The organism is Pseudomonas sp. BF-R-26 (assembly GCF_019947395.1).
Classification (GTDB): domain Bacteria; phylum Pseudomonadota; class Gammaproteobacteria; order Pseudomonadales; family Pseudomonadaceae; genus Aquipseudomonas; species Aquipseudomonas farris.
Genome location: NZ_JAGYGK010000012.1, coordinates 211472 through 231738, shown reverse-complemented (window position 1 = coordinate 231738; position 20267 = coordinate 211472). Strand labels below are relative to the sequence as shown.

The 20267-nt window shown below is 58.4% G+C and carries 17 protein-coding genes; 10 read left to right on the top strand and 7 right to left on the bottom strand.

The window, feature by feature from the left end:
• Positions 1-468 precede the first annotated feature (468 nt).
• Positions 469-669 (top strand): hypothetical protein, encoded by a 201-nt coding sequence (locus KGB18_RS19775; RefSeq protein WP_007903846.1) that lies wholly within the window; start codon positions 469-471, stop codon positions 667-669.
• 378 nt (positions 670-1047) lie between these two features.
• Positions 1048-2523, top strand: coding sequence for an inorganic phosphate transporter (locus KGB18_RS19770; RefSeq protein ID WP_123719761.1), 1476 nt, complete (start codon positions 1048-1050; stop codon positions 2521-2523).
• 253 nt (positions 2524-2776) lie between these two features.
• Here KGB18_RS19770 and ccoM read toward each other — a convergent pair whose 3' ends face one another.
• The 4 genes from ccoM to KGB18_RS19755 all read right to left on the bottom strand — a co-directional run bounded on the left by ccoM (position 2777) and on the right by KGB18_RS19755 (position 3814).
• Positions 2777-2890, bottom strand: coding sequence for a cytochrome c oxidase subunit CcoM (gene ccoM, locus KGB18_RS29920; protein WP_010462558.1), 114 nt, complete (start codon positions 2888-2890; stop codon positions 2777-2779).
• Positions 2891-3034: 144 nt separating this feature from the next.
• A complete protein-coding gene (locus KGB18_RS19765; RefSeq protein WP_187326388.1) occupies positions 3035-3208 on the bottom strand; it encodes a hypothetical protein in 174 nt (57 codons plus the stop codon).
• Between the two features lie 104 nt (positions 3209-3312).
• Positions 3313-3654 (bottom strand): aspartate-semialdehyde dehydrogenase, encoded by a 342-nt coding sequence (locus KGB18_RS19760; RefSeq protein WP_123719762.1) that lies wholly within the window; start codon positions 3652-3654, stop codon positions 3313-3315.
• A gap of 4 nt (positions 3655-3658) precedes the next feature.
• Positions 3659-3814, bottom strand: coding sequence for a hypothetical protein (locus KGB18_RS19755; RefSeq protein ID WP_187326389.1), 156 nt, complete (start codon positions 3812-3814; stop codon positions 3659-3661).
• A gap of 69 nt (positions 3815-3883) precedes the next feature.
• On the opposite strand from KGB18_RS19755, the gene rapA reads away from it, so the two are divergent.
• Positions 3884-6730, top strand: a complete 2847-nt coding sequence (gene rapA, locus KGB18_RS19750; RefSeq protein ID WP_123719763.1) for an RNA polymerase-associated protein RapA — start codon at positions 3884-3886, stop codon at positions 6728-6730.
• 186 nt (positions 6731-6916) lie between these two features.
• Here rapA and KGB18_RS19745 read toward each other — a convergent pair whose 3' ends face one another.
• The gene (locus KGB18_RS19745; RefSeq protein WP_038979255.1) at positions 6917-8266 is read right to left on the bottom strand and encodes a spinster family MFS transporter; all 1350 of its coding nucleotides are present in this window, start codon (positions 8264-8266) and stop codon (positions 6917-6919) included.
• 288 nt (positions 8267-8554) lie between these two features.
• Between KGB18_RS19745 and KGB18_RS19740 the strand changes: the two genes are divergently transcribed.
• Positions 8555-10837, top strand: a complete 2283-nt coding sequence (locus KGB18_RS19740; RefSeq protein WP_123719765.1) for a putative bifunctional diguanylate cyclase/phosphodiesterase — start codon at positions 8555-8557, stop codon at positions 10835-10837.
• On the opposite strand, the gene KGB18_RS19735 is transcribed toward KGB18_RS19740, so the two are convergent.
• Positions 10728-11624 (bottom strand): NAD(P)-dependent oxidoreductase, encoded by an 897-nt coding sequence (locus tag KGB18_RS19735; protein WP_123719766.1) that lies wholly within the window; start codon positions 11622-11624, stop codon positions 10728-10730. The genes KGB18_RS19740 and KGB18_RS19735 overlap by 110 nt on opposite strands.
• A gap of 199 nt (positions 11625-11823) precedes the next feature.
• Here KGB18_RS19735 and KGB18_RS19730 point away from each other — a divergent pair, with 199 nt between their 5' ends.
• Entirely contained in the window at positions 11824-14019 is a 2196-nt protein-coding gene (locus KGB18_RS19730) for a hypothetical protein (RefSeq protein WP_123719767.1), read from the top strand.
• A 301-nt stretch (positions 14020-14320) separates the two neighbouring features.
• Here the strand turns inward: KGB18_RS19730 and KGB18_RS19725 are convergent, their stop codons facing one another.
• Positions 14321-14626: a DUF2288 domain-containing protein gene (locus KGB18_RS19725; RefSeq protein WP_038979251.1), complete on the bottom strand. Its 306-nt coding sequence runs from the start codon at positions 14624-14626 to the stop codon at positions 14321-14323.
• 350 nt (positions 14627-14976) lie between these two features.
• Between KGB18_RS19725 and KGB18_RS19720 the strand changes: the two genes are divergently transcribed.
• From KGB18_RS19720 to KGB18_RS19700, 5 genes are all read left to right on the top strand, one after another.
• Positions 14977-16104, top strand: coding sequence for a branched-chain amino acid ABC transporter substrate-binding protein (locus tag KGB18_RS19720; RefSeq protein WP_223570360.1), 1128 nt, complete (start codon positions 14977-14979; stop codon positions 16102-16104).
• 233 nt (positions 16105-16337) lie between these two features.
• The gene (gene livH, locus KGB18_RS19715; RefSeq protein WP_030128345.1) at positions 16338-17261 is read left to right on the top strand and encodes a high-affinity branched-chain amino acid ABC transporter permease LivH; all 924 of its coding nucleotides are present in this window, start codon (positions 16338-16340) and stop codon (positions 17259-17261) included.
• The gene (locus tag KGB18_RS19710; protein ID WP_223570359.1) at positions 17258-18526 is read left to right on the top strand and encodes a high-affinity branched-chain amino acid ABC transporter permease LivM; all 1269 of its coding nucleotides are present in this window, start codon (positions 17258-17260) and stop codon (positions 18524-18526) included. Before livH ends, KGB18_RS19710 begins: the two co-directional genes overlap by 4 nt.
• A complete protein-coding gene (gene livG / locus KGB18_RS19705) occupies positions 18523-19290 on the top strand; it encodes a high-affinity branched-chain amino acid ABC transporter ATP-binding protein LivG (protein ID WP_123719770.1) in 768 nt (255 codons plus the stop codon). Before KGB18_RS19710 ends, livG begins: the two co-directional genes overlap by 4 nt.
• Positions 19291-19992, top strand: a complete 702-nt coding sequence (locus KGB18_RS19700; protein WP_007906649.1) for an ABC transporter ATP-binding protein — start codon at positions 19291-19293, stop codon at positions 19990-19992.
• Positions 19993-20267: the final 275 nt, after the last annotated feature.

Sequence of the window (20267 nt, the reverse complement as noted above, 5' to 3'; positions counted from 1 at the left end):
GGTGTATTAATTCGTTCGGCTTAATGGCGCCAGAAAGTCATCGCTGTAACTGGCATCATGGCGCCGTAGTTACCGGTAAAAGTTTGCGAGTAACAAAACAATCACACACGAGGAACTACTTTTAACTCTCAAGAGATAGTGTTCTTCGGATCGACCGCTATAATACATCTCAGTGGCGACCGGTTTTTACGTGCCGATTCCGCCAACCGGCAGCGCAATATCCATTGCCGCTGTCCGCAGCAAGCGCCTGACGCTCATTTCATATGTTCCGCCAACGCGCTCGCTGAAACAGGAGACTGATGCTACGTCAGCTGTTTTTCTCTGGTGCCGTGGCCGCCTGCAATAAGGACGTATTGATTGCTCCGAGGGAACGATGCCGTGTCAGGCATTGTCCCTTCTACGAGCGTGGTCAATAAATCGATGCAGCGCGTTTCACCAGAATTAATCTCAACTCAATCAGGTAGCACTGTGACGAAAGACGAACTGCGCGCGGAACTTGAGCGCCAGGAACAACGTTACAAGGAAGTTTACGGCGGGGAAGTCACCACCTACGCCGCTCAGCCCGAACCCGAACGCAAACCCTGGCGTAAACGCGCCACCGTTCAGGATCAGGCCTTCTCCCAGGAATTGCAGAAGATGGAAAAGGAACTCAAAGCCGAAGAGCCATGACCGCCTCGGCTTGAATCCTTTCAAGAGCCTGCGTCTGCACCCGTTAAAAGCGGGTTGTATGGATGATGCTTTTCGCGCCCGCTACAAGCGGGCAGCGGTCCCCCTCATCCGTTGGATGAGGCAAATGGCTCCTGTCTGACCCTCTTCCAAGATATTTCACACAAGCGTTCAAGCCTCTCGCTCCGTCGGGAGAAACCCTTGTGGCTCCGGCCTTTCCAAGTAAATTCAACGACTTGTAAAACCCCGAAAAAACCCGGGCCCAGGGGGATTTCCACGAATTAATTCGTTGAAGAATGTTACCGATGAGCAGCAAGTGCATCGATTAGCAGTCTTTTCTGGCATAATCGCGCCCCCTTACGACCGGGTCAGAAAACCTTCATGATCGATTTATTCAGCGGACTGGATGCTTGGGTGCTTGTGAGCCTCTTGCTCGCCCTGGCCTTTGTCCTCGCCTTCGAGTTCATCAACGGCTTTCATGACACCGCAAACGCGGTGGCCACTGTTATCTACACCAAAGCCATGCCGCCTCATCTGGCGGTGTTCTTTTCCGGTGTGTTCAACTTCCTCGGCGTGCTGCTGGGCGGTGTTGGCGTGGCGTATGCCATCGTCCATTTGCTGCCGGTAGAACTGCTGATCAATGTGAACACCGGTCACGGACTGGCCATGGTGTTCTCGTTGCTCGCCGCCGCCATCACCTGGAACCTGGGCACCTGGTACTTCGGTATCCCTGCCTCCAGCTCCCACACGCTGATCGGTTCGATCCTCGGTGTCGGCCTGGCCAACGCACTGATCAACGACATTCCGTTGGCCGATGGTGTGAACTGGCAGAAGGCGATTGATATCGGTGCGTCCCTGGTGTTCTCGCCGATGGCTGGTTTCCTGATCGCAGCCCTGGTGCTGATCGGCCTTAAATGGTGGCGTCCGCTGTCCAAGATGCACAAGACACCGGAACAGCGCCGCAAGATCGACGACAAGAAACACCCGCCGTTCTGGAACCGTCTGGTGCTGGTGATTTCGGCGATGGCAGTCAGCTTCGTGCACGGCTCCAACGATGGCCAGAAAGGTATCGGCCTGATCATGCTGGTGCTGATCGGTATCGTGCCGGCGCAGTTCGTTCTCGACCTGAACAGCACCACCTACCAGATCGAACGTACTCGCGATGCGACCCTGCACTTGAGCCAGTTCTATGAGCGCAACCGCGAATCCCTGGGTGAGTTCCTGGCACTGGGTAAAAGCGTGAAAGGCGATCTGCCGGAGAAATTCCGTTGCAACCCGCAACAGACCGAACCGACCATTGCAGCGCTGCTTGGCACCCTTAAAGGTGTAGCGGACTACCATTCGTTGCCGTCGGAAAGCCGCATCGAAGTACGTCGCTACCTGCTCTGCCTGGACGACACCGCAAAGAAAGTCGCCAAGCTGCCAGGCCTCGCTGCCCGTGAAAAAGCTGACCTGGACAAGCTGCGCAAAGACCTCACCACCACCACCGAATACGCCCCGTTCTGGGTGATTCTGGCGGTCGCACTGGCCCTCGGCCTGGGTACCATGGTCGGCTGGAAACGCGTGGTACTGACCATCGGCGAGAAGATCGGCAAGCAAGGCATGACCTACGCCCAAGGCATGTCGGCGCAGATCACCACCGCGTGCATGATCGGCATGGCCAACATCTTCAGCCTGCCGGTTTCCACCACCCACGTCCTGTCTTCAGGCGTGGCCGGCACCATGGTCGCGAACAAAAGCGGCCTGCAAGGCGGCACTGTCAGAACCATCCTGCTGGCCTGGGTCCTGACACTGCCAGCTACCGTGGCCCTGTCGGCTGGCCTGTTCTGGCTGGCGTCGAAGGCACTGGGTAGCTGATACACCGCTACTGAAAAAGGCGCGTTCCGTGAGGCTCGCGCCTTTTTTATTGCAATCACACCACTGATCCCTATGGGAGCGGGCTTGCCCGCGATGACGGCGGCAGATCCGACATTGATGTAACAGACATACCGCTATCGCGGGCAAGCCCGCTCCCACAGTAGTTCTGTACATCTGGCAGATTGTTGCAGGCAAAAAAAAGGGCGACCGAAGTCGCCCAAAATGCCTTGCGTGCTCATTGCTCCAGAAAGACCTACGGTTTGCGCTTATGCGAATCCTTCCAGATAAAAAATCCAAACCCTGCAAAAAACAGAACCATGAGGCCGACTGTCAGCACTCCGGCGATCACCACGTTGTCGAAAAACATGACTAGCCTCCTGCACTTGCCCTGTTGCGATGGGGCTAAGTTAACCAATCGGGCAGGAGAGAAAATTGACCGGGATCAATGCCGCCCTAGACGGGCGTAAAAGGAAGGGAAATAACTGACCTGCATCAACCGATGCAGGGTGTTTCAACGCTTTTTCGGTTTGTTCTTCGGTTTGTTCTTCGGTTTTTTCTTCGCTTTGCCCAACGGCATCGCCTGCTCGAACGCCTGGCGCACTTCGTTCAGGCGCTTTTCATTAAGGTCATGAACCCGCTTGGCGCGTTCGGTGTTGAGGTCAATCAGCTTGTCATCTTGGCTCATGGCGTTCAGTGCATCGCTTGGAAATGAATTCAACTGCCGGTAAAGGCGACAGGATTACGCCAATAATGCGGTCTGGCGCGGGCGCTGACCAGTGATCCGACACTTCAGATCTCGATATCGACCCACAATCCCTGACGTGGCTGATCCTCCATCAACGGCACCACCGGTACGGTGTTGTCGGCATTGAGCTCATTACCGGGGATCGCCAGGTGCTCTTCAGGATCTTCATCGGCCTCACGACGGCGCCGCTCCCGTTCCTGCTGCCGACGCTGTTCCTCGCGCAGTTGCAGGCCCGCCTCTTCTGGATCGCGTTTTTGCAGGTCGATGGTGCTTTCGTTGGAGCTTTCCTGCACCGACACCACGGGCGGAATATCCGGGCGCTGGCGAATCGGATCCTGCTGTGAAGTGATTGGTACGGCGCTCAAGGGGAGCATCGGTGGCAACATATTATTAGTCTCCTGTCAGCAGGCTGTCGGCTGCGGGGATGGCGACTTGAGCCATCGGTCGCAAACTTGTGACCCGCCTGGCACCGTAGTAGCTGGTGCAGCCTGCGATCTTTTGATCTTCATCTCCTGAAAAGTTCGCATCCTCCATCAGCGCGCGCATGTAATCCTTTGGTCCTGAAGGCTCATTCCGTTAAGATAGCCCGCTTTTTCAAGGTGGGAGTCAGGCAGCATGGCGCAGCAGTATCAACCGGGGCAACGCTGGATCAGTGACAGCGAAGCCGAGCTGGGTTTGGGCACCGTTCTGGCACAGGACGGCCGCTTGTTGACCGTGCTCTACCCGGCCACTGGCGAGACTCGCCAGTACGCGCTACGGAATGCGCCCCTCACCCGCGTGCGGTTTTCACCGGGTGACAGCATCACTCACTTCGAAGGCTGGAAACTGACCGTACAGGAAGTCGATGACGTCGATGGCCTGCTGGTCTACCACGGCCTCAACGCGCAAAACGAAGTGGTTACCCTGCCGGAAACCCAGCTGTCGAACTTCATTCAGTTCCGTCTGGCCAGCGACCGTTTGTTCGCCGGACAGATCGACCCGCTGGCCTGGTTCTCCCTGCGCTACAACACCCTGGAACACACCAGCCGCCAGTTGCAGTCCTCGCTCTGGGGCTTGGGCGGCGTGCGTGCGCAACCGATCGCGCACCAGCTGCACATTGCCCGTGAAGTCGCCGACCGCATCGCGCCGCGCGTTCTGCTGGCAGACGAAGTGGGCTTGGGCAAGACCATCGAAGCCGGTCTGGTGATCCATCGCCAACTGCTCTCGGGCCGCGCCAACCGCGTATTGATCCTGGTGCCGGAAAACCTCCAGCACCAATGGCTGGTAGAGATGCGCCGCCGCTTCAACCTGCAAGTCGCGCTGTTCGACGAAGAACGCTTCATCGAAAGCGATGCCGCCAACCCGTTCGAAGACACTCAGCTTGCATTGGTTGCGCTCGAATGGCTGGTGGATGACGAGAAAGCCCAGGACGCATTGTTCGCGGCCGGCTGGGATTTGCTGGTGGTCGACGAAGCGCACCACCTGGTGTGGCACGAAGACCAGGTCAGCCCTCAGTACTCCCTGGTGGAGCAACTGGCCGAAGTCATTCCCGGCGTATTGCTGCTGACCGCGACCCCGGAACAACTGGGTCAGGACAGCCACTTCGCCCGTCTGCGCCTGCTCGACCCGAACCGTTTCCATGACCTGCACGCCTTCCGCGCCGAGAGCGAAAACTATCGCCCGGTGGCCGAAGCCGTTCAGGAGCTGCTGGACAAAGGGCGTCTGTCGCCTGAAGCGCACAAGACCATCCACGGTTTCCTCGGCAACGAAGGCGAAGCCCTGCTGACCGCCGTCAATGATGGCGACACCGAAGCCAGCGCTCGTCTGGTCCGCGAACTGCTGGACCGTCACGGCACCGGCCGCGTGCTGTTCCGTAATACCCGCGCCGCCGTGCAGGGTTTCCCGGAGCGCAAACTGCACCCGTACCCGCTGCCGTGCCCGGCCGAATACCTCGAACTGCCATTGGGCGATCACGCCGAGTTGTACCCGGAAGTCAGCTTCCAGGCCCAGCCGGACGCCAATGAAGAAGAGCGCTGGTGGAAATTCGACCCGCGTGTCGAGTGGCTGATCGACACCCTGAAAATGCTCAAGCGCACCAAAGTGCTGGTGATCTGCGCCCACGCCGAAACCGCCATGGACCTGGAAGACGCCTTGCGCGTACGTTCCGGCATTCCGGCCACGGTCTTCCACGAAGGCATGAACATCCTCGAGCGTGACCGCGCCGCCGCCTACTTCGCCGACGAAGAGTTTGGTGCTCAGGTGCTGATCTGCTCGGAAATCGGCAGTGAAGGTCGCAACTTCCAGTTCTCGCACCATCTGGTGCTGTTCGATCTGCCGTCGCACCCGGACCTGCTGGAGCAGCGTATCGGTCGTCTCGACCGGATCGGTCAGAAGCACATCATCGAGCTGCACGTGCCGTACCTGGAAACCAGCCCGCAAGAGCGGCTGTACCAGTGGTATCACGAAGCGCTGAACGCGTTCCTCAACACCTGCCCGACCGGCAACGCCTTGCAGCATCAGTTCGGCCCGCGCCTGCTGCCGCTGCTGGAAAACGCCGATGACGGCGAGTGGCAAGCGCTGATCGACGAAGCCCGTGCCGAACGTGAGCGTCTGGAAGCCGAACTGCACACCGGTCGCGACCGCTTGCTGGAACTCAACTCCGGCGGTGCTGGCGAAGGTGATGCGCTGGTCGAGGACATCCTCGAACAAGACGATCAGTTCGCCCTTCCGATCTACATGGAAACCCTGTTCGACGCCTTCGGCATCGACAGCGAAGACCATTCGGAAAACGCGCTGATCCTCAAGCCAAGCGAAAAAATGCTCGACGCCAGCTTCCCGCTGGGCGACGACGAAGGCGTGACCATCACCTACGACCGCAACCAGGCGTTGTCTCGCGAAGACATGCAATTCATCACCTGGGAACACCCGATGGTTCAGGGCGGCATGGACCTGGTCCTGTCCGGTTCGATGGGCAACACCGCCGTGGCGCTGATCAAGAACAAGGCGCTGAAACCAGGCACCGTGTTGCTGGAACTGCTCTACGTCAGCGAAGTGGTTGCCCCGCGCTCGCTGCAACTGGGCCGTTACCTGCCGCCGGCCGCGCTGCGCTGCCTGCTCGACGCCAACGGCAACGACCTGTCGACCCGAGTGTCGTTCGAAACCCTGAACGACCAATTGGAAAGCGTACCCCGCGCCAGCGCCAACAAGTTCATCCAGGCCCAGCGCGACCAGCTGACGCCACGGATCAACGCCGGCGAAGAGAAAATCACCCCGCGTCACGCCGAGCGCGTGGCCGAGGCGCAACGTCGCCTGGCAGCGGATACCGACGAAGAACTGGCACGCCTGACCGCGTTGCAAGCGGTCAACCCGACCGTGCGCGACAGCGAACTGGTTGCCCTGCGCAAGCAACGTGAGCAAGGCCTGGCCATGCTCGACAAAGCGGCGCTGCGACTGGAAGCGATCCGAGTGTTGGTGGCGGGTTAACAACCCTCCCCCACCGCTATAAAAAGAAGGCCTGCAGCGATGCGGGCCTTTTTTTGTCTGCTTGATTGTTGCGCTGTTGCTGATGGCCTCATCGCGGGCAAGCCCGCTCCCACAGGGATTGGTGTTGAATATGAAATCTATCAGCAACCAAATTTACTGTGGGAGCGGGCTTGCCCGCGATGGCGATTAGGCAGTCGCCGCAGAACCCACAGGCTCAACCACCGCCACCAACCCTTCCTTCATCCGCTTGGCATCCCTAACAAAACACCGCGAGGCCAAAAACAGAAACACCATGGTAAAGAACAGCGCCACCGGAATCAGGTACATCGCGTCATGCAAACCAACAGCCTTGAACGCTTCGGTCATCTGCTCGGCGCCGGCCGAGAGCATCGCCGTGTGCGCGAAGTGATCCGACAATCCGCCCACCACCACCGGCCCCAATCCCCCACCCAGCAGATATAACCCGGCAAAGAACAGCGCCATCGCCGTGGCTCGCAGGCGCGGTTCGACCACGTCCTGGATCGCCGTGTACACACAGGTATAGAAGTTGTAGGCAAACAACCACCCCAGGCTGAACACCGCGACAAATACCCCGATCTCGATCCGTCCGGCATGCAGCGCCCAAGCCGTGCACACGGTCGAAATGATCAGACTGAATGCCGCGAACAGCAGCCGACCATTGGCCACGCGCTGGTGAATCTTGTCGGCGATCCAGCCGCCGAGCGTCAGGCCGAACAACCCGGTCACCCCAACGATCACCCCGGTCGCCACTGCTGCGTCCTGCAACGGCATCAGGAAATAGCGCTGCAGCATCGGCACCAGAAACGAGTTGCAGGCATAGGTCGCGAAGTTGAAGCACAGCCCCGCCATCACCAGCCACAGGAAAGTCGGCACCGCCAGCACTCGACGGATCGGCCGGTCCACGCGCTCCTGAGACACTTGCACGCTTTCCGCTGCGCCGCGTTTCGGCTCTTTTATGAAGAACATGAAGACCGCCAGGATCAGCCCCGGCACCGCAGCGATGAAGAACGGCGCGCGCCAGCTGTCGAACGCCTTGACCATCCAGCCGATGGTGAAGAACGCCAGCAACAGGCCCAACGGCAAACCGAGCATGAAAATGCCCATGGCCCGAGCCCGACGATGAGCCGGGAACAAATCGCCGATCAGCGAGTTGGCGGCCGGCGCGTAACTGGCTTCACCGATGCCGATGCCCATGCGCACGATCAGGAAACTCCAGAAACTGCCCACCAGCCCGTTGACCGCGGTCAGCCCACTCCACGCCGCCAGACCCCAGCCCATCAATTTGCTTCGCGAACCGGTATCGGCCAATCGCCCCAGGGGCAGGCCGGCAATGGCGTAAACAATGGTGAATGCGGTCCCGATGATCCCCAGTTGAAAGTCGCTGAGGTGCCACTCCATGCGGATCGGCTCGATGATGATGGCCGGGATGGTGCGATCGAAGAAGTTGAACAGGTTGGCGAGGAACAGCAGGAACAGAATGCGCCAGGCATTCGCCGCTTGGGTCGAGTTCTGCATGGGTCCGTCTCTTTATTGTTATTGGGGCTTCACTGCCAACGCATTCGAGCCCGGAGCCGTCAATCTAGTCAGGCCCGCCAGTGCTGTCTGTAATTATTCGTAATCCTGATACCCCTCCATGGCCACCAATGCGGGCCATGAAACAATTTATTTCCAATCGTTCTAAAAGCCATTCCAAAAACATTGGCATTAATAGGCCACCACCCCTTGCGCTCCATGCAAGGCCTCTATACTGCAAGCATTCGCCAGCGTACATGGCGCAGGATGATTCAGAGATGGGGCAATGCTATGGAGTGGCTTGGTTTGCATTTCATGACCGGGCTACCGGAGAGCGGGCAGGTCATACTCGATTGCACCCATAACCCTTTTCTGGTGCTGCTGGCCTATCTGGTGGCTTGCGTGGCCGGCTTCGCCACGCTGGACATGACCGAGCGGGTCGGCCATGTGGAAAAATCCGCCTCCCAACGACTCTGGCGCTGGGTCGGTGCCGGGTGTCTGGCAGGCGGTATCTGGGCCATGCATTTCATCAGCATGCTGGCGTTCCAGGCGCCGATCGAAATCCATTACCACCTGCCCACGACCCTGCTCTCGCTGTTGTTCGCCCTGACCGCCTCATGGCTGGCCATGCACACCCTCAGCCATCCTCAGTTGAATTTCTGGCAATACCTGCGAGCCGCAGTGTGGATCGGCCTGGGCATCGCAACCATGCATTACGTGGGTATGGCCGCCCTGCGCTCGAATGCGATGGCCTACTACCAACCCGTGCTGTTCGTGCTTTCCATCGTGATCGCCATCGGTGCCAGCCTGGCCGCCCTGTTGATTTCCAGTCACCTGCGCGATGGCGCCGGCGTGTTTCATCAATTGCTCAAATACACCGCCAGCCTGGTGCTCGGAGCCGGCATCTTCAGCATGCATTTCACCGGCATGGCGGCGTTCAGCCTAGTGCTGCCCGCTGGCAGCCTTGAGCCCCTGCCCAGCGACAACAATCACCTGCAATTGGGGCTGACGGTAGCGGTCATGACGCTGCTGATCATCGGCAGCGGCATCAGCGCTGCATGGGCGGACAAGAAACTGCAACACAAAGAGCATGACCTGCAGCGGGTCAACGCCCTGCTCAGTCAACTGGATCAGGCACGCATGTCGCTGCAACAGGTGGCGCATTACGACCCCTTGACCAACCTGATCAACCGCCGGGGCTTCAACCAGATCTTCGCCGAGAAACTCATCGAGAAAACCAACGAAGGCGGCATGCTGGCGGTGATGTTCCTCGACATCGACCACTTCAAGCGGATCAATGACAGCCTCGGCCATGACGCTGGCGACGAATTGCTCAAAGTCCTGGCCGGCCACATCAAGGCCTCGGTGCGCAGTCACGAAGACGTGGTGGCGCGCTTTGGAGGCGATGAATTCTGCATCCTCATCACTCTGTACGACCTTGAAGAAGCGCGGCAAATGGCTCAACGCATCATGCTGAAAATGAAGGAGCCCATCGAGTTGTCCGGACGGCGTATGGTCATGACCACCAGCATCGGCATCAGCCTGTTTCCGGAAGACGGCAAGACCTGTGAAGAATTGCTGAAAAACGCCGACCTGGCGCTGTATCAGTCCAAGGACTGCGGTCGTAACGCCCTGCACTTTTTCAGTTCAAACCTGAAAACCCGCGCCACCCTGGAGTTACAACTCGAAGAGGAACTGCGTCACGCCCTGCGCGAAAACATCGGGTTGATGCTGTATTACCAGCCGATCTATGACCTGAGAATCGGCCAGGTCACCAAACTTGAAGCGCTGATTCGCTGGCAGCACCCGGTTCACGGATTGCTCACGCCAGATCGGTTCATCGCCATCGCCGAAGCCAATGGCCTGATCGCCGATCTGGACAACTGGGTGCTGCGCAAGGCCTGCGAAGACTTGGGCGAGCTGTCCCGGCACGACTGCGAAGAACTCCGAATCGCGGTGAATTGCTCGCCCCTGAACCTGGCGCGAGAAGAACTGGCCGATGAAATCGAACACGCCTTGCACGCCTTCGGGGTGGCGCCACACCGACTGGAACTGGAAGTCACCGAGAATGCGCTGATGGGCAATATCAGCAACACCCTGGTGTTGCTGCGGCAGATTCGCGCCCTCGGGGTCTCGTTGTCGATCGATGACTTCGGCACCGGCTATTCATCCCTGGCCTACCTCAGGCGCCTGCCATTAAACACGTTGAAGATCGACCGCTCGTTCATTCAGGACATCCCCAAGGCTACCCAGGACATGGAGATCGTCCAGGCCATTATCGTCATGGCGCATACCCTGCATTTGCAGGTCGTTACCGAAGGCGTCGAAACCTTCGAGCAATACGATTTTCTCGAACGCCATGGCTGCGATTTCGTTCAGGGCTACCTGCTCAGCCGTCCGGTGCCGCTGGCCGAGTTGCGTCCGGTGCTGGCCGAAATCAACCAGCGCAAGCACGCGCACACCGTCAATCCTTTGAGTCTGGCTCGCGGTATAACTGCACTAGCGTCGACGGATCCTTTTCCAGGAACCCCTGCCCCCCATGGAGGCGCATCAGTTGTGCGGCCAATCCGCTGATCGGCGTGGCCGAGCCTTGTTCACGGGAGAATTTCACGGCAGTGTCGAGGTCCTTGAGCAGCGTGCGCACGTGCCATTTCACCGGCTCGAAACGGCTTTCGGCCATTTGCGGCGCGAGAATCTGCAACGGTTTTGAATCGGCGAAACCACCGGCCAGCGCCTCGGCGATCAGGCGGGCGTCGACCCCGGAACGCTCGGCCAGGGCTACTACTTCGGCAATGACCAAGGCATTGCAGGCGACGATCATCTGATTGCAGGCCTTGGTCACCTGCCCCGCACCGACGGCGCCCATGTGGGTCACGCGCTGGCCAAGGGTCAACAACACCGGCCGCACGCGCGCAAGGTCTGCCGCTTCGCCCCCGACCATGATCGCCAGGCTGCCGGCCTCGGCACCGACCACTCCGCCAGAGACCGGCGCATCGAGCCAACTCATACCGGTTTTACTCGCTAATGCGCTCGCCATTTCCCCCGTCGCGGTGGGTTCCAGGCTGGAAAAATCCACCAGCAACTGTCCGCTTTTCGCCCCCTCGGCAATGCCTGCCGGGCCAAACACTACCTCGCGGACAACCGCGGTATCGGCCAGACACAGCATCACCAGGTCCGCGTGCTGACACAGTTCGGCCGGTGTCGCCACTTGCCGCGCGCCGGCCTCGACCAGTGCTGCGCACTTGGCCGGGTTGCGGTTCCACACCGTCAGCGGATAACCCGCCGCCAACAGGCGTCGGCACATCGGCAAGCCCATCAGACCGATTCCGGCAAACCCCAGCGCAGGCAACGTTGCCATCATTTAGCCCCCTTTTGATTAAAGATCATCGAATATTGGCCGATTCATCATGATTAAGGAAAGGATTCCCCCGAGCGATGCTCAGGCCCAGGCCCTGATGCTTGGGCCACATTCGCGCAGCGAGAAAAGACGCGAGATCCCATTCCGTGATGACTCGATGACACTTGTCGCCGAGCCAACCAGTCCAGGTATATGGCGCACAATGACTTCTAAAAATAACCCGGCCACCGCGGTATCCGACCTGACCCTGAGCCCCGCGGCGAACAGCCCCTCATCGTCGAAGCCATTGAGCCCGTCACGTCCGCTGGCGACTCAGCAATACCTGTATTTCACCGAAACCAATACCGACCGCATCCTCGACAACCTCGACGGCCTGCGCGACCTGGTGTTCCCGCGCCCACCGCACCTGGAAGGCGACAACGAACAGCACAGCGATCAGGAATTCCCGTCGGTGTGCCTGATCGGCCTGGGCCGTTGTGGTTCGAACATCGCGCTGGACGTGGCGGAGCTTGTGTACAACGCCCGCAAGTTCTACCTCAACGAATTCAACAACGAAGACCGTCTGTCGCCGGATAAACGCTACGCCGAAAAGGGCTACAGCCCAGCGCAATGGATTCGCAATAACCTGCGCCTGGGGCCGAACAAGGCCAGCAAACCGGTGTTTCTGGTCGAACCGCTGGTGATGCTCGGCGACCTGGACAAAGACATCGCCGGTCGCATCCGCTTCTCGCGCAAAGGCGAAAAAAGCGGCTTTTTGCGCGACTACAGCAAAATGAAAATCATGGACTTGTCGGAAGTCCACGCCGGTGGCGCCGGTAACGCGCCGATCCTCGGCCAGTACCTGGCCAAGATCATCCTGAACAAGGACACCCAGCGGTTCTCCAGCCCTGACTGGAAGATGATTCACTCGTACCTGATCGACAGCTGCGGGATCAAGGCCAACCAGTCGCGCCTGTATTTCTCGATCTTCAGCGCGGGCGGCGGTACCGGTTCGGGCATGGCCTCGGAGTTCGGCCTGGCCCAGCAGCACTCGTACATGAACAAGACGTTCGACACCAAGCCGATGGACGAGCACGACAGCAAGAGCGGTCACTCCTTCGTCTTCGAGCCGATCTTCACCAGCGGTATTTGCGTACTGCCGAACATTTCCGATCACCGCAGCGAAATGTCCGAGGCGCTGCACATCAACGCCGGTCGCCTGCTGTGTAAATACCTGTCGGAAGAGTGGGACTTCTCCTACAACTTCGCCAACGAAGACAGCAGCGAAGCCAGCGTCATGGGCCGTATTCGCCCATGGAACGCGATGATGCTGATCTCTAACGACATCATGCGTTATGCCGAAGAAAGCGATGACGGCAATATCCAGAACATTGATGTCAATGCCATGGAAAAGCACGCCAACCAGTACATCTCACAGCAGATCTTCAACATTCTGACAGCGCAGGCGGTGACCACCGACTACGACCAGAACTATTTCCGTCGCGCCGGCATCGACATCGGCGAAACCATTCGCCTGGACGCCAACGACCTGTTCATGAGCCTGGCCGGCCCGGTGGCGATTGCCTACGCCGAGTCCGTGGTGCCGGAAACTCCACCGCCGAGCAGCGACAAGTTCAAGGTGTTCGAGAAAGAGCCGCAGCGCCTGAACATCGACGACCTGTTCTTCCGCTCCATCGACCTGCCGCACTTCAACAAGGTCACCCAGGCGATCGAAGGCATCAGCCTGTTGCCGATCGAGTCCAAGCGCTATCGCGCCTCGCTTGAGCAGTACAAGAATTCAGGCTATGACGCGGCTGCGTTGCACGACCTGCACTTCTTCAAGAATTGCTCGTCGGTGGTGTCGATTGTTTCGCTGCCCAAAGACTACAAGCTGTCCTACATGGACCTGAACCGGTTGAAGACCCACCTCAACAGCCTGTTCCCCAACACCACGCTCAAGCGTTATGCGCTGGTGATCGGCGCGTCGGCCAACTTGTCGCTGACTACATTGATCGCCAAGAGCCCGTGCCTGTCGGACGACTTTTTGACCCTGATCGTGGCCTTCATCAAGCGCTGTTTTGCGAAAAACCCGTACCGCTTCGACGAGACGCTGGACAACTCGATCCTGGACTTCATCATCAATGAAGACTTCGACGAAGACCGCATCAACGAACTGCTCAACGAATTCGAAAACCCGGCGAAAATCCTCGATACCAACTGGTACGCGATCAAACCGATGTACGAGAAGAAGTACCGCGAGCTGATCAACGACAAAGACAAGTTTGTCTCGATCAATGACATTCGTTTGTCCCGGGATTGCGTGAAGAAGGCGATCAAGTATCTGCGCGAGATTTACCGTCACCGGATTGGCAAGACCAAGGTTATTTCGCTTAATAATCATACCGGCAAGACAGCTTGAGCCAAGCCCGAAAAGATCGCAGCCTTCGGCAGCTCCTACGGGCTGCGGTTCACATGACATCGCAGCGCGCCTTTGTAGGAGCTGCCGAAGGCTGCGATCTTTTGATCTGATCTTTTGATCTTTTTTCCAACATTCAGAAACAATTAAGCAGCCAATCGGCTGCTCAATAAACTGTTCCCGTTACGTTTACGTCACCCTTGCCAAGACCCTTCTGTGGCCTTTCTCTACGGCAACATGCCATCACGCTACTCGGCTACACACTTTTAACCGACAAAGCCACGCACCAAATAAGTGCAAGCGCTCAGCTCGTCGCCCTTTCCTGGATCAGAATCCACGGCGAAACCACCACCGCCCAAAGCTCCGGATCGCGTTCGAAAAGATCCAGCGCCCGCGTTTCAGACAGCTTGGCGACCTTGTCGGCGGCCAGCCAGGCAGCGACTTTCTCGCCTTCATCGGTTGCCACTGCTTCTGCTGCAGCGATCAAATCCAGGCCTGGATCGACCCACAATAGGGCACCCCTGGCGAAGAACGGCTCCAACTCTTTCCAGGAAATAGATGCGGTCTCACCAAGCAGCTTGGCATAGAGGGTGCTAGGTTCTTGAGTCATGGGTTTCTGTCCGCAAAGAAAATCGACGTGAATGATAACGTCGGTATTGCGCCAGAAAAACCCGGATGCAATTGCGTTACCGATTGAAAAACGTAGGAAAGCCAAGGAATGCTGCTGAATCAAGTATTAGCCAGCTAACATCCCGCCGTGATTCTGTCTTTTTCTTTCAATAAAGCGACACCCTCAGGTTTTGCCCCCTGGCGCCAGCTTCCCAGGCTAACAATCGGCGCTCTACACTGTACCGGTACAGTTGCCGGGGGCATTTTCCGGAGGATATCAACGATATCTGACCCGGTTCTGCTGCTACGGCGCCAGGACTATAAAAACTACAACAGTAAGAGTGGAGCACTATGACTAAGGCTACTAAGCAGATTTCAAAACTGTTTGCCGCTATGGTTCTGGCCGGGGTTGCCAGCCATTCGTTCGCCGCTGACACCATCAAGATCGGTATCGCCGGCCCTAAAACCGGCCCTGTAGCCCAATACGGCGACATGCAGTTCAGTGGCTCCAAAATGGCCATCGAACAAATCAACGCCAAGGGCGGCGTCGACGGCAAGAAACTCGAAGCCGTTGAATACGACGATGCCTGCGATCCAAAACAAGCGGTTGCTGTTGCGAACAAAGTCGTCAACGACGGCGTCAAGTTCGTGGTCGGTCACCTGTGCTCCAGCTCCACTCAACCGGCTTCGGACATCTACGAAGACGAAGGCGTGATCATGATCACTCCGGCTGCCACCAGCCCGGACATCACCACCCGTGGTTACAAAATGATCTTCCGCACTATCGGTCTGGACAGCGCCCAGGGCCCTGCAGCCGGTAACTACATTGCTGACTTCGTAAAACCGAAAATCGTTGCTGTTCTGCACGACAAACAGCAATACGGTGAAGGCATCGCCAGCGCCGTGAAGAAAACTCTGGAAGCCAAAGGCGTCAAGGTTGCCGTGTTCGAAGGCATCAACGCCGGCGACAAAGACTTCTCTTCGATGGTCTCCAAGCTCAAGCAAGCCAACGTCGACTTCGTCTACTACGGCGGCTACCACCCGGAGCTGGGTCTGCTCCTGCGTCAATCCCAGGAAAAAGGCCTGAAAGCCAAGTTCATGGGTCCGGAAGGCGTGGGTAACGACTCCATTTCGCAGATCGCCAAGGAAGCTTCCGAAGGCCTGCTGGTGACCCTGCCGAAATCCTTCGACCAGGATCCGGCCAACATCGCCCTGGCTGACGCGTTCAAAGCCAAGAAAGAAGACCCGAGCGGTCCGTTCGTGTTCCCGGCCTACTCGGCTGTGCAAGTCATCGCCGAAGGCATCAAGGCCGCGAAGAGCGAAGACACTGCCAAAGTCGCTGAAGCTATCCACAAAGGCACGTTCAAAACCCCGACCGGCGATCTGTCTTTCGACGAAAAGGGCGACCTGAAGGACTTCAAATTCGTGGTTTACCAGTGGCACTTCGGCAAACCTAAAACTGAAGTTTCGCCTCAGTAAGGCCTTGGCCTGACTGACTGCCAATAAAGCCCACGGCGTGCCGTGGGCTTTGTTTTACGAACGTATTGGGCCGCGCTGGCGTGATCCGCCAGTCTCCCCACCTGAAAATCTCAAAACCGTCATCAGCGGTTCGCTGGCAAACCTCGAATTCGAAGTGGATGCAGATCCACGGGGCTCGAGCGGGAAAATGACTCCACCAGTGAAATGCGTATCAGGTTTTTAGGAGCGCTGTAATGCCTGACATCTATCACTTCTTCCAACAGCTGGTTAACGGTCTGACCGTTGGCAGCACATATGCCCTGATCGCCATCGGCTATACGATGGTTTACGGCATCATTGGAATGATCAACTTCGCCCACGGCGAGGTGTACATGATCGGCTCTTACGTGGCGTTCATCGCCATCGCCGGGCTGGCCATGATGGGACTCGACAGTGTCCCGCTCTTGATGACCGCGGCTTTCATCGCGACCATCGTCGTTACCAGTGCCTACGGTTACAGCATCGAACGGATCGCCTACCGCCCCCTGCGTGGCAGCAACCGTCTGATCCCGCTGATTTCCGCCATCGGCATGTCGATCTTCCTGCAGAACACGGTTCTGCTGGCGCAAGACTCCAAGGACAAATCCATCTCCAACCTGATCCCTGGCAACTTCGCCATCGGGCCAGGTGGCGCACATGAAGTGCTGATTTCCTACATGCAGATCGTGGTGTTCGTGGTGACCCTGGTCGCCATGCTCGGCCTGACGCTGTTCATCTCCCGTTCTCGCCTGGGCCGCGCCTGCCGCGCCTGTGCCGAAGACATCAAGATGGCCAACCTCCTGGGTATCAACACCAACAACATCATCGCCCTGACCTTCGTCATCGGTGCGGCACTGGCGGCCATCGCGGCCGTGCTGCTGAGCATGCAATACGGCGTGATCAACCCGAACGCCGGTTTCCTGGTCGGTCTCAAGGCCTTCACCGCAGCAGTATTGGGCGGTATCGGCAGCATCCCCGGCGCAATGCTCGGCGGGCTGGTGCTTGGGGTGGCGGAAGCCTTTGGTGCCGATATCTTCGGCGACCAATACAAGGACGTCGTGGCGTTCGGTCTATTGGTCCTGGTGTTGTTGTTCCGGCCAACCGGCCTGTTGGGCCGTCCGGAGGTTGAGAAAGTATGACTAGGAATCTTAAACAGGCGTTGTTCAGCGCCTTACTGGTGTGGGCTGTTGCCTACCCGGTACTCGGTCTGAAACTGACCATTGTCGGCATCAACCTCGAAGTCCATGGCACCAGCACTGCAACGCTGATCACCATCGCCGTGTGCTCGGTGCTGATGTTTCTGCGGGTGCTGTTCGACCAGCAGATCAGTTCGGCCTGGAAAGCCTCGCCCAACCTGCCGGTGATGCCGGCCAAGGCCAGTACCTTCCTGACCCTGCCGACCACCCAGCGCTGGATCATCATCGCGTTGATCATCGGTTCTCTGGTCTGGCCGTTCTTCGGCTCCCGCGGGGCGGTGGACATCGCCACCCTGGTGCTGATCTACGTGATGCTCGGCCTGGGCCTGAACATCGTGGTCGGCCTGGCTGGCCTGCTCGACCTCGGTTACGTCGGCTTCTACGCCGTGGGCGCCTACAGCTACGCGCTGCTGTCGCACTACTACGGCCTGAGCTTCTGGATCTGCCTGCCGATCGCCGGGATGATGGCGGCCACGTTTGGCTTCCTGCTCGGTTTCCCGGTACTGCGTTTGCGCGGTGACTACCTGGCGATCGTGACCCTGGGTTTCGGTGAAATCATCCGTCTGTTCCTGCGTAACCTGACCGACCTCACCGGCGGCCCGAACGGCATCAGCAACATTCCCAAGCCAACGCTTTTCGGACTGACCTTCGATAGAACTGCCGCAGACGGACTGCAGACCTTCCACGAGTACTTCGGCCTGACCTACAACCCGGTAAACAAGGTGATCTTCCTTTACCTGATCGCGGTGTTGTTGTCGCTGTTCGCCCTGTTCGTCATCAACCGTCTGCTGCGCATGCCCTTGGGCCGTGCCTGGGAAGCGTTGCGTGAAGACGAAATCGCCTGCCGTGCATTGGGTCTCAATCCTACGGTCATCAAGCTGTCGGCCTTCACCCTCGGTGCTGCGTTCGCCGGTTTCGCCGGTAGCTTCTTCGCCGCGCGCCAAGGCCTGGTGACACCGGAGTCCTTCACCTTCATCGAATCGGCGACCATCCTCGCCATCGTGGTGCTGGGCGGCATGGGCTCGCAACTGGGCGTCGTACTCGCCGCCACGGTGATGATCCTGTTGCCGGAAATGATGCGTGAGTTCAGTGAATACCGCATGTTGATGTTCGGCGCCTTGATGGTGCTGATGATGATCTGGCGTCCTCAAGGTCTGCTGCCGATGCAACGCCCCGAACTTAAATTAAGAGCGGAGCTACGCAAATGAGCCGCGAGATCCTAAAAGTAGACAACTTGAGCATGCGCTTCGGCGGCTTGCTGGCGGTCAACGGCGTAGCCCTGAGCGTGAAAGAAAAACAGGTGGTGGCATTGATCGGCCCCAACGGCGCCGGCAAGACCACCGTGTTCAACTGCCTGACCGGTTTCTACAAACCGAGCGGCGGCAGCATCCTGCTGGACGGCGAGCCAATCGAAGGCCTGCCCGGCCACAAAATCGCCCTCAAAGGTGTGGTGCGCACCTTCCAGAACGTGCGGCTGTTCAAGGACATGACCGCGGTCGAGAACCTCTTGATCGCCCAGCACCGTCACTTGAACACCAACTTCCTGGCCGGTCTGTTCAAGACGCCGGGCTTTCGCAAAAGCGAACGTGAAGCCATGGAGTTCGCCGAGTACTGGCTGGACAAGGTCAACCTCAAGGAGTTCGCCAACCGTCCGGCCGGCACCCTGGCCTACGGTCAGCAACGTCGTCTGGAAATCGCTCGCTGCATGATGACCCGTCCGCGAATCCTCATGCTCGACGAACCGGCAGCCGGTCTGAACCCGAAGGAAACCGAAGACCTCAAAGCGCTGATCAGCATGCTGCGTGAAGAGCACAACGTCACCGTACTGTTGATCGAACACGACATGAAACTGGTCATGAGCATTTCCGACCACATCGTCGTGATCAACCAGGGCACGCCCCTGGCCGACGGCACGCCGGAACAGATCCGCGACAATCCTGAAGTGATCAAAGCCTACCTGGGGGAAGCGTAAATGCTGCAGTTCGAAAACGTTTCCACCTTCTACGGCAAGATCCAGGCGCTGCACAGCGTCAACGTCGAAGTCCGCCAGGGCGAGATCGTGACCCTGATCGGCGCCAACGGTGCCGGCAAGTCGACCCTGCTGATGACCCTCTGCGGTTCGCCGCAAGCCCACAGCGGCAGCATCCGCTACATGGGCGAAGAGCTCGTCGGCCAGGACTCGTCGCACATCATGCGTAAAAGCATCGCCGTGGTTCCGGAAGGTCGTCGGGTGTTTGCCCGTCTGACCGTGGAAGAGAACCTCGCCATGGGCGGATTCTTCACCGACAAGGGCGATTACCAGGAACAGATGGACAAGGTCCTCGGACTTTTCCCACGCCTGAAAGAACGCTTCGCCCAACGCGGCGGCACCATGTCTGGCGGCGAACAGCAAATGCTCGCCATCGGCCGTGCGCTGATGAGCAAGCCCAAGCTGTTGCTGCTCGACGAGCCATCGCTGGGCCTGGCACCGATCATCATCCAGCAGATCTTCGACATCATCGAACAGCTGCGCAAGGACGGTGTAACGGTGTTTCTGGTTGAGCAAAACGCCAACCAGGCCCTGAAAATCGCCGACCGTGCCTACGTGCTGGAAAACGGCCGTGTAGTGATGACAGGGACAGGTGAAGCGCTGTTGACCGACCCGAAAGTGCGCGAAGCGTATTTGGGTGGTTGAGCCTTAGCGGTAAACAAAAAAACGGCCCTCCCGGCCGTTTTTTTATGCCTGCCACAAACTCAGCAACGATGAAAATCCCCTGTGGGAGCGAGCCTGCTCGCGAAGGCGTTTTCACCTTCACAGAGATGTTGGCTGATCTACCGCTATCGCGAGCAGGCTCGCTCCCACAGGGAATTCGTGTGTTTTGAGAATTTCTGAAAAAGTTTTGGGGTGAGCTGTAACGCATCGCCCTGTCGTTTCTCTAGAGCAGTAAGCAAGCACAAACGCTTGCCAAT